Raw genomic sequence first — 7,658 nt, forward strand, 5'->3', positions numbered from 1 at the left:
CTGATAAACTTGGTCGAGGGAAAGCTGGCTGCTGACCACCTATCCCTGAGAGACAGCTAACACCGGCGTGGTCGCCAGGGCACGAATACGAGTCTGGAGGTATTGGCTGAACAGCGCGTTGAGATGCGACTGGGATAGAATGCCGGCCATCTGCGCAGCCAGTGTGACCATAAATGATTCTTCTCTCTCGTCGAACTGCCAGTGCTCGCGCTGCTGCACCACCAGTGCACTGAGCAACTGACGTCAGTACGCTGAGCAACTGACGGTGATGGATAATCGGCACGCCTAGAAAGGAACGAAAACGCTCTTTTTTCACTGCTAGAAAGTATTTGAAATTAGGATGGGTGTTGGCGTCTGCTAGGTTAATCATCTCAACCAACCGTCCGACCAGGCCGACAACCTCTTAGTCAAATGCCAGCGTGATCGGCGCGAGCCCGCGCAGTTTAAATAAACTGCGCGTCGCCGTCAGGTGATAGCAGAGCCGATCGTTATCGGCTAAATAAACCGAACAGACTTTAGTATTCATCGCCCGACAGGTTTCATTAACCAGAATGTCAAATGAATCCGACAAACGTGGCGCGGCGGCGACCTTTTCAACGATTTACAGCAAACGCGTGAGCACAATCTGCGTGACTTAGCCTCTTTTCCGTCTGTGTGCCGGCGCGGAACGCTGCACCACAGTTTCCTGTAGCGGCATCATGACGCCGGAAAATTCCTTCATCACCCGGCGGTATACGTCCCGTTTAAAGAAAACGACCTGACGTACCGGGTACCAGAAGCTGACCCAGCGCCAGCCGTCAAATTCAGGTATCCCTCCGCGCTGCATATTGATATCCACATCCGGACACATGAGCTGTAGTAGAAACCATTTTTGCTTCTGACCAATACACACCGGCTTTGTGTCCCAGCGTACCAACCGCCTAGGAAGATTATAACGCAGCCAGTTACGCGTCGAGGCCAGAATGCGCACATCTTTGCGGCTCAGACCGACCTCCTCGAACAACTCGCGGTACATCGCCTGCTCCGCGGTCTCACCAGCGTTGATGCCGCCCTGGGGGAACTGCCAGGAATGCTGTCCGTATCGCCTGGCCCATAGCACCTGCCCGTCGAGATTACAGATTACAATACCAACATTCGGGCGGTAGCCATTATCATCGATCACCGGACTACCTCGATTACATAAAATGTACGATGTTCTGATTGTTTCATACTCGCTCTGAACGGTAAACTACTTCTTCTCACTAATCGCCGGTGAATAATACCCTTCGGACCAACTTAATGGCGTCAAGTTATAAACAGCTAGTAGCAAGAGATCGCCATTTTATGCACTTTTTCTGTAGATATATTTGTGTGCAACTATGGATTAGATGGGTAAAACATTTCCTCAAACGCCCGTGCTGAGAATAAAAAAAGAGAATGAAGAGCAACAGACTAAAATGCTTACCCTCGCCAAGAAAGGCGCGATGACGACGCGGTGAAAAATCTCTTCACCAAGTATGGATAAAAAAACAAACCATCGATGATTTTATCCACAGAAAAACGGATATACGTCGCAAATACAATGGACAAATAGGCTAAAACGGCGCTATAAAAGCTATAAATAGAAACAGTACTCGTCGATTGACCGGGTTATCCAGAAAATCTGTGAATAACATGGTGTAAGATCCTGTTTATTGTTGCCCGTAGCGGGTGTACAACTACTTTCGGGCTTGTGCCATTGTCCCTGTTGATATCATTAAAAAGTGTTTAATATCATTATATTATTATTTTTTTCCATCCGGCACACACGTTAGCAGCGCAGATGTGCCGCAGGTGCTTAGTTTTTATTCAGTTCATGACCAAGAAATGAACAGCCTGATTCCACTTTCCTTTGCATCCCTACCCCACCGATGAAAGGAAACTACTGCGCCGCGCCGACGCGCTGGTGGGTTATACCTTGGGGAGTTATCTGCCCAAGCCGGTCTACCGATCCCCTCTAATCTCAAGCGCGACAAAAGGTTTACTAGCGTCCTCTTGGAACACTATCTGGGTGCCAGCACCGGCAGTAAGTCCGAGTAAGATTTTGCCACCATCGACGTAGGGTTGAAAACCATTCCGGTGTATAGCGGCGGACGGCCGTTATAGGCTACTTTTGTTTGCGTGGCACCTCTGACCGGCAATATCGGCGTTATCTGGGAAACCAGCCACGTGCGTTATAAGCCGGCCCGGGTGCTCTGGATCCCGGTCGAGAGTCAGCGAACAACCCCACTGGCGCGACACCGCATCGGAGCTCCGCTCTTGTGGAGCCCGGACACGGAGGAAGAGCTACAACTGCAACCCGACTGGAAAGAGCTTATAGATCTTATCGTGTTGGGCAAGGTAGAACGCATCACCGCCCGCCAAGGCGAGGTGTTTACAGCTGTGACCAAAAGCCACCAATAGTCGGGCGCTGACCGTCGTTGTCGGTAAATTTTGGCCAGCCGATCTTAACACTGCCGCTTGGTTTCTATCTGAAAAAAGTTCAATGGCCGGCTGCTTTGGCACGCCATATGAGGTGGGTGGGGAACAGGCGATTATCAAACTTTCTGGGCCGCGCCCGCAATTTTTCTTCCATTGCCTGCTATAAAAACTCGACAGCCGTCAGTACGATGACGGTACTCAGCGATAACGACATAAATAAAGGTGCCGCAAGATATATCTCTGGTCCGGCTTCGATGATATGCTGATATCGTGCTATCTGCAGCCCCATTTGACCACCATCCGCTGCCCGGTAGTGGTCATGGCCATTCAAGAGGCACATATCGCGCGCTGACCAACGGTGAGCCGCTGCCAGAGGTAACCAATATGTTCAACTCGACGCTGGTGCGTCTCCGTTCCGTGACACTGCCGGCGTCGGAGCGCCTATACGACGTTGTTGATATTTATTGAGGCCAACGCATATTACCGGTGAATATAATTCAGATAAATACCGCTTCCCCATCACCTACTTACCGCAATGCTGTGCCAGTCACTGGCTGCGGAACTGATTCTACTGCGCTGGGAAACGGGCGATTTGCTCGGCAAATGAAAGAACGCAGCGTTGATATGACTCAGCCGCTGAATCAGAGCGAGGTCGTTAACACTTTTTTGCCGTGACTCGTCTATTTTAATGTTAGCTTCACCGAAGTGAGAAGCTACTATGCGTGGCACCTTATCATTCTATTAACATGCGAATCACATGTCCTTTTATTCACCCAAAGAAGTTGCTTCAATTGCCACGCATACCGTCGTCGTGAAAAGTCAAGTCTCCTTACCAGTATGCTGATCTTGGGTATCATAGCTGGCGCGTTTATTACCCTGGGTTTTCTGCTGGATATACACGTCATTTCCAGCCTGCTGCCGGGTGGGGATACATCGATCTTCCTTGGTAACGCGCTAGGGGCGGCATCTTTGTCGCTCTGATTTACTTTAAGATCTTGGTATCGCTGATACATTACATCACATCTTGCGAGCGTTGGATGCCGTTCGCGGCGATGAACTTATTGATTTTCAGCGCCGAACCAGGGCAATTTTCTGCGTTCACGGTAAAGAGCGTACAGCGACGTTAAAGCTGATACAGTGGTTCCTTGCTGATGCCAACAGCTATTATGAAGGATAAATTATTAAGTAGTCCGAGCCGGTTTTATGGAACGACAACGGCGGCAGCAACCGGGATACACATAAAATCCGCCCGCAGTTGACCACTCAGGATGCTCTTTTTCTGCACCGGCAAAGAGAGATATCTTGCAACTCAGGATGGATATCGAGATTTGGAAGGCATTCTGGAAGGCGGTGATAATGGCCAGCACCCGCCAGCGTCGCCGAAGAAATAAACCCAGCGATAACTTGCCACTCTTGCCATTGGTCAATTGCTGGGATAGCATCTTGAAGGAGTTGAACTGACCGATTATTTTTTCGCGTCTTGATAAAACTACTGACCATGACGGCTGAGCTTGGGTACCGTGATTTTTATGCAAAAACAGTACTAAACTGATTTCCGCCTCCAACACCTTGATCTATCAGTATGGGTTGTGTCAGCCACAACCTCTCCGGTGCTTCTCGATAGCTCAGGCACTCAGCTAGAGTGATAAACGTCCGGAGTTGCCGAATGTCCATTCTAACCTCCTATCTCCAATTAACTTTTTTCAATTATAAAAATTACCTTTTTATGTTGAACTGTCATGAATAATTAATCTGCAGTGTCCCTTCATTATGTACAAATCCTCGCAGATTATCGGCAAATAAAAATAGTATCATATTTATTATATGATATATATCATATATATTCAACTAAATGTTGCATTTCCCTCTCCGGCCAGACGTCCGTATCACTGAGGTAGAAGTGTTGCCGGCGGTGTTTAATAAGTATGATTTACCCCAAGAGCGCACGCAATTTTCGACTTCTATTTGTTAAAAACCTGTATCTATTTAGGATATACAGGTCTTCCCAGCAGAAAAAACAACGGAGGTCATAGTTTGACTATCACCCTTCCCAACCAGAGATAATATAATTAATACTGGTCTACTCCACGCATCAGATTAAATTTATCTGTCGTCACTGGTATCGCATCAATCATAATTGCAACCCAGCATGTACTGAGTATTTGTCATAAGGTTCATTCTCGTGGCGTCATCCATTGGTCTCCCCCATTTACCGCTGGGCTGGAAGAATAGGTAGTGGTGCTGCTTGACGGCTTGGAGATTGAATTTGGCGGCAAAGCACTGGAAATCCCGAGAGCCGGCCGCTTCCTCAGTACGCTCGGCGATGTCCCATGGACCGTGGTGAATTCCGCTAGCCCGCCGCGGGCTGGTAAACCCGGCACAGAATGACATACTGGCGACTGCCGTTGCCCGCACTAATGGTGGACGCCAATGAGGTGACCTGCAGTAAACCCGATGCGAGCCCTATCAGCTGGGCGAAAAATTATTCGACATCGCGACTTAGCGGCTGTTTGGTGTTTAAAGATGTGCCCGCCGGCATCCACAGCGCGCTGGCGGCAGACTGTAGGATCATCCAGGTTGGCGGTGTACCGCAACCAAGGCACCCGCATTCGAGGATAAATTCGCGACTAGCGGCAAACTCTCTTCATCGGGCTCGAGGGCGATCACATTGCGCTGGAGCTAAAATCTTTCGCCATAAGCATCGTCTAGCAGCCCACTCGTGTTTTGCAATAGCAGCGCACCGTGAGTATCGCCTTACCTGAGAACCCCTTAAACGCTTAGACGGCATTTTAAGCATCATCACGTCGGCGATACCCCGCTGCATACAACGGGGAGGAAGCTGACCTCTAATACTTCTTTCATGTCAATAATATTTCCCAGTCAAATAGCGCTTCGCTTGCAGCGGCGCCGACGGCAGTTTGGGTAAAAACATCGCTGGACTCACAAAGTTGCCCTACCACAGTATCGCGCCGTGGTTGCAACCGCCCGCTAGCAGCAGCGTGATAGCTTAGCTAACGTACATCGCCGGGCGTATTAAATCGTTAAATCTGGTGTCCCCAGCACGAAGTGGCGGCTGCCCATATCTTTGACCGCCCTGAACTACGACACAAGCACGTCCGCTTCCGCCATCAAAACCGGTCAGGTTCAATTTCAAGCGTCACCGGATGCCAGAGATGTGCGCTAATCCGCTAGCAGGCATCATCCCACAGACCAAAGTAGTGATCGGTATCAATCGCCTCCTCGCCCGAACGGATGATAAGGTACTGATAACCCGCCGCCCGAGGAAATGGCTGTGAGATCCAGTCCACTAGTAATGACCTGCTACAACATGGTGCGTCGCAGGCCTGTGCGAGATGGCCGTAATCTACGTCCGAACCGATATGCAGAACTGATGTGCATATGTATGCCGATAAGCTGCAGGCCATAGCGACGGATAAGTACCATGGCCTACGGCAAATCTTAATGCCAAATACCGTGTTTGCTATTTTCTCCGTCGGTATTAGTTTTTTAGCTGTAGCCATGGCTAAAACCAGGATTGACCAGCAGCCATATGCCGTGCCCCTGGCACGCATGCGCCAAGATGCACCAGCATATCCGCCGAGTCGGCATTGATCAGGATGCCGAGCTCAAAGACCCCGTGCCAGCGTCGGTTCAATCCAGCAAATCGGCGGTATAAACGATGTTATGGCTGGTAGTTGCCCGGCTGAAAACCGGCCAAATAGCGCGCGTCCAATCTCCCCGAGCGACACCGAGTCTACCTTGACGCCTTGGCTACGCATCAGGCGCAGCAGATAGATATGGAGTAGACTTTCTAGGAGAAACGAGCGATATAGAAACAACATAATTGCGCAATATACGCGCACTGATGGTTTCCGCTTCATACGCCCAAACCAGGCTGCCATCCTACTGATGCAATAGCAATAAATTAACGGCGTTCAGGGCGTGTTCTATGGTGTAAAGATCATGCGGCATGGTAGTTCATGTAGGCGATGGGTTGGTCACGGCAGTGTTAGTGTGGGCTGGTGCTGGGGCTTTCCTGTATAATACATTGTCTCCTATTAATAAATTATCTTTTTTATCCATATCTATTATGATATGGATTTTAAGATGAGGTGGAAGATAGAGGTGGGTAAGCTCACAGCAAATCGATATTTTCAGGCGGTCATGACAACGGGGTCCGACCAAGGCGGCGGGACTGCTTCACACGTCTCAACCTACCGTGAGCCGTGAGAGCTGGCGTCAGCTGCAACAGCTGTTGCAGCTGTTGCAGCTGTTGCAGCTGACGCTGTTTGAGAGAATTAAGGGTCGCCTGAAGCCAACCCATGAAGGGTTACAGCTATTCGAGGAAGTACAGAGCTCGTACTGCGATGGACCGAATCCTTGACGCAGCGCGCTATTCGAGAATACTTCCCGCCAGGCGCAACTGTCTGTCACGTGCCTAATGGTGTTTTCCTAGTCGCTGTACTGCCGGAAGTGTGTCACGCTCTCTTCGCCACACGCCACACGCCACACGCCACACGCCCGGAAATCGGCCTAAGTATTATCCTGCAGGAGTCGCGACTGCTGGAGGAGTGGCTTTCCGCCCAGTGACTTAATTTGGGCCTGACGGAAACCAGACAGCGCCAGCAGGCACTAGCAGAGAAACCCTGATGACTATTAATGAAGTTTGCGTACTGGCGCCCTGCCATTCCACTCTACGCCAAATCCCTATTAACGCCGGAGAATTTCCTTATCCTGCCGTACATTAGCCTTTCCGCAACCGACAGCTACCAGCACTGTCTGGATAGGCATTTTCAGCAAGCGGGAGTGGAACGACAAGGGGTAGTGGGGACCCTATAGCGCTGCTTCGGTTTGCTCCATAGTGCGTGCTGAGGGCGGGCTTTCCGATCGTCAATCCGCTAACGACGCTAGATTATGCGGCCAGAGGCATACTCATCCGTCCCTTCAGTATCTCGCTCCCTTATCACCGTGAGCCTGATCTGTCCTCTACACCGGCTGCACTCCACCACAGCCAGGCGCGGGCCTTAAGGGTTCACCCTCCTCCATAAGCGCCAGTGTGATATAGTGATAGGCGTATGCCATTGCCGCCGGCGGTACATGACAAAATTCGGCGGTACATGACAACCTACGCAGCGCCGCCTAGCGGTGAGTGCTCCGTCTCCTGGTGCGGATCACCCTGCGAAAACGCTTACTCTCCTGAACGAGCAAGATCGTTTAGC

7 protein-coding genes and 3 pseudogenes are annotated in these 7,658 nt (G+C 50.4%); 6 read left to right on the forward strand and 4 right to left on the reverse strand.

Features of this window, described 5'->3' with window-relative positions:
* Positions 1 to 526 (reverse strand): annotated as a pseudogene (locus BG74_RS17975) (GAF domain-containing protein); the annotation flags it as partial.
* A gap of 108 nt (positions 527 to 634) precedes the next feature.
* Positions 635 to 1,162 carry an RNA pyrophosphohydrolase gene (rppH, locus tag BG74_RS07855; RefSeq protein WP_066597664.1) on the reverse strand — a complete coding sequence of 176 codons (528 nt, stop codon included), beginning with the start codon at positions 1,160 to 1,162 and terminating at the stop codon, positions 635 to 637.
* A 708-nt stretch (positions 1,163 to 1,870) separates the two neighbouring features.
* Here rppH and mutH point away from each other — a divergent pair.
* The 3 genes and pseudogenes from mutH to BG74_RS19060 all read left to right on the forward strand — a co-directional run.
* Positions 1,871 to 2,528, forward strand: a pseudogene (mutH, locus tag BG74_RS14030) (DNA mismatch repair endonuclease MutH); the annotation flags it as partial.
* Positions 2,529 to 2,709: 181 nt separating this feature from the next.
* On the forward strand, positions 2,710 to 2,907 hold the full coding sequence (locus BG74_RS19840; RefSeq protein WP_187202787.1) for a hypothetical protein: 198 nt from the start codon (positions 2,710 to 2,712) through the stop codon (positions 2,905 to 2,907).
* Positions 2,908 to 3,285: 378 nt separating this feature from the next.
* On the forward strand, positions 3,286 to 3,420 hold the full coding sequence (locus tag BG74_RS19060; RefSeq protein WP_256364247.1) for a hypothetical protein: 135 nt from the start codon (positions 3,286 to 3,288) through the stop codon (positions 3,418 to 3,420).
* A gap of 200 nt (positions 3,421 to 3,620) precedes the next feature.
* Here the strand turns inward: BG74_RS19060 and BG74_RS07865 are convergent, their stop codons facing one another.
* Positions 3,621 to 4,007, reverse strand: coding sequence for a hypothetical protein (locus BG74_RS07865; protein WP_066597665.1), 387 nt, complete (start codon positions 4,005 to 4,007; stop codon positions 3,621 to 3,623).
* Between the two features lie 667 nt (positions 4,008 to 4,674).
* On the opposite strand from BG74_RS07865, the gene BG74_RS14040 reads away from it, so the two are divergent.
* Positions 4,675 to 4,827 carry a hypothetical protein gene (locus BG74_RS14040; protein ID WP_187202788.1) on the forward strand — a complete coding sequence of 51 codons (153 nt, stop codon included), beginning with the start codon at positions 4,675 to 4,677 and terminating at the stop codon, positions 4,825 to 4,827.
* A 776-nt stretch (positions 4,828 to 5,603) separates the two neighbouring features.
* Positions 5,604 to 5,735, forward strand: coding sequence for a hypothetical protein (locus BG74_RS19065; protein ID WP_256364248.1), 132 nt, complete (start codon positions 5,604 to 5,606; stop codon positions 5,733 to 5,735).
* Between the two features lie 330 nt (positions 5,736 to 6,065).
* Here the strand turns inward: BG74_RS19065 and BG74_RS07870 are convergent, their stop codons facing one another.
* Positions 6,066 to 6,281 carry a hypothetical protein gene (locus BG74_RS07870; protein WP_066597666.1) on the reverse strand — a complete coding sequence of 72 codons (216 nt, stop codon included), beginning with the start codon at positions 6,279 to 6,281 and terminating at the stop codon, positions 6,066 to 6,068.
* Between the two features lie 265 nt (positions 6,282 to 6,546).
* On the opposite strand from BG74_RS07870, the pseudogene BG74_RS20845 reads away from it, so the two are divergent.
* Positions 6,547 to 7,434 (forward strand): annotated as a pseudogene (locus tag BG74_RS20845) (LysR family transcriptional regulator); the annotation flags it as partial.
* Positions 7,435 to 7,658: the final 224 nt, after the last annotated feature.

The organism is Sodalis-like endosymbiont of Proechinophthirus fluctus, from assembly GCF_001602625.1.
Lineage (GTDB): Bacteria > Pseudomonadota > Gammaproteobacteria > Enterobacterales > Enterobacteriaceae.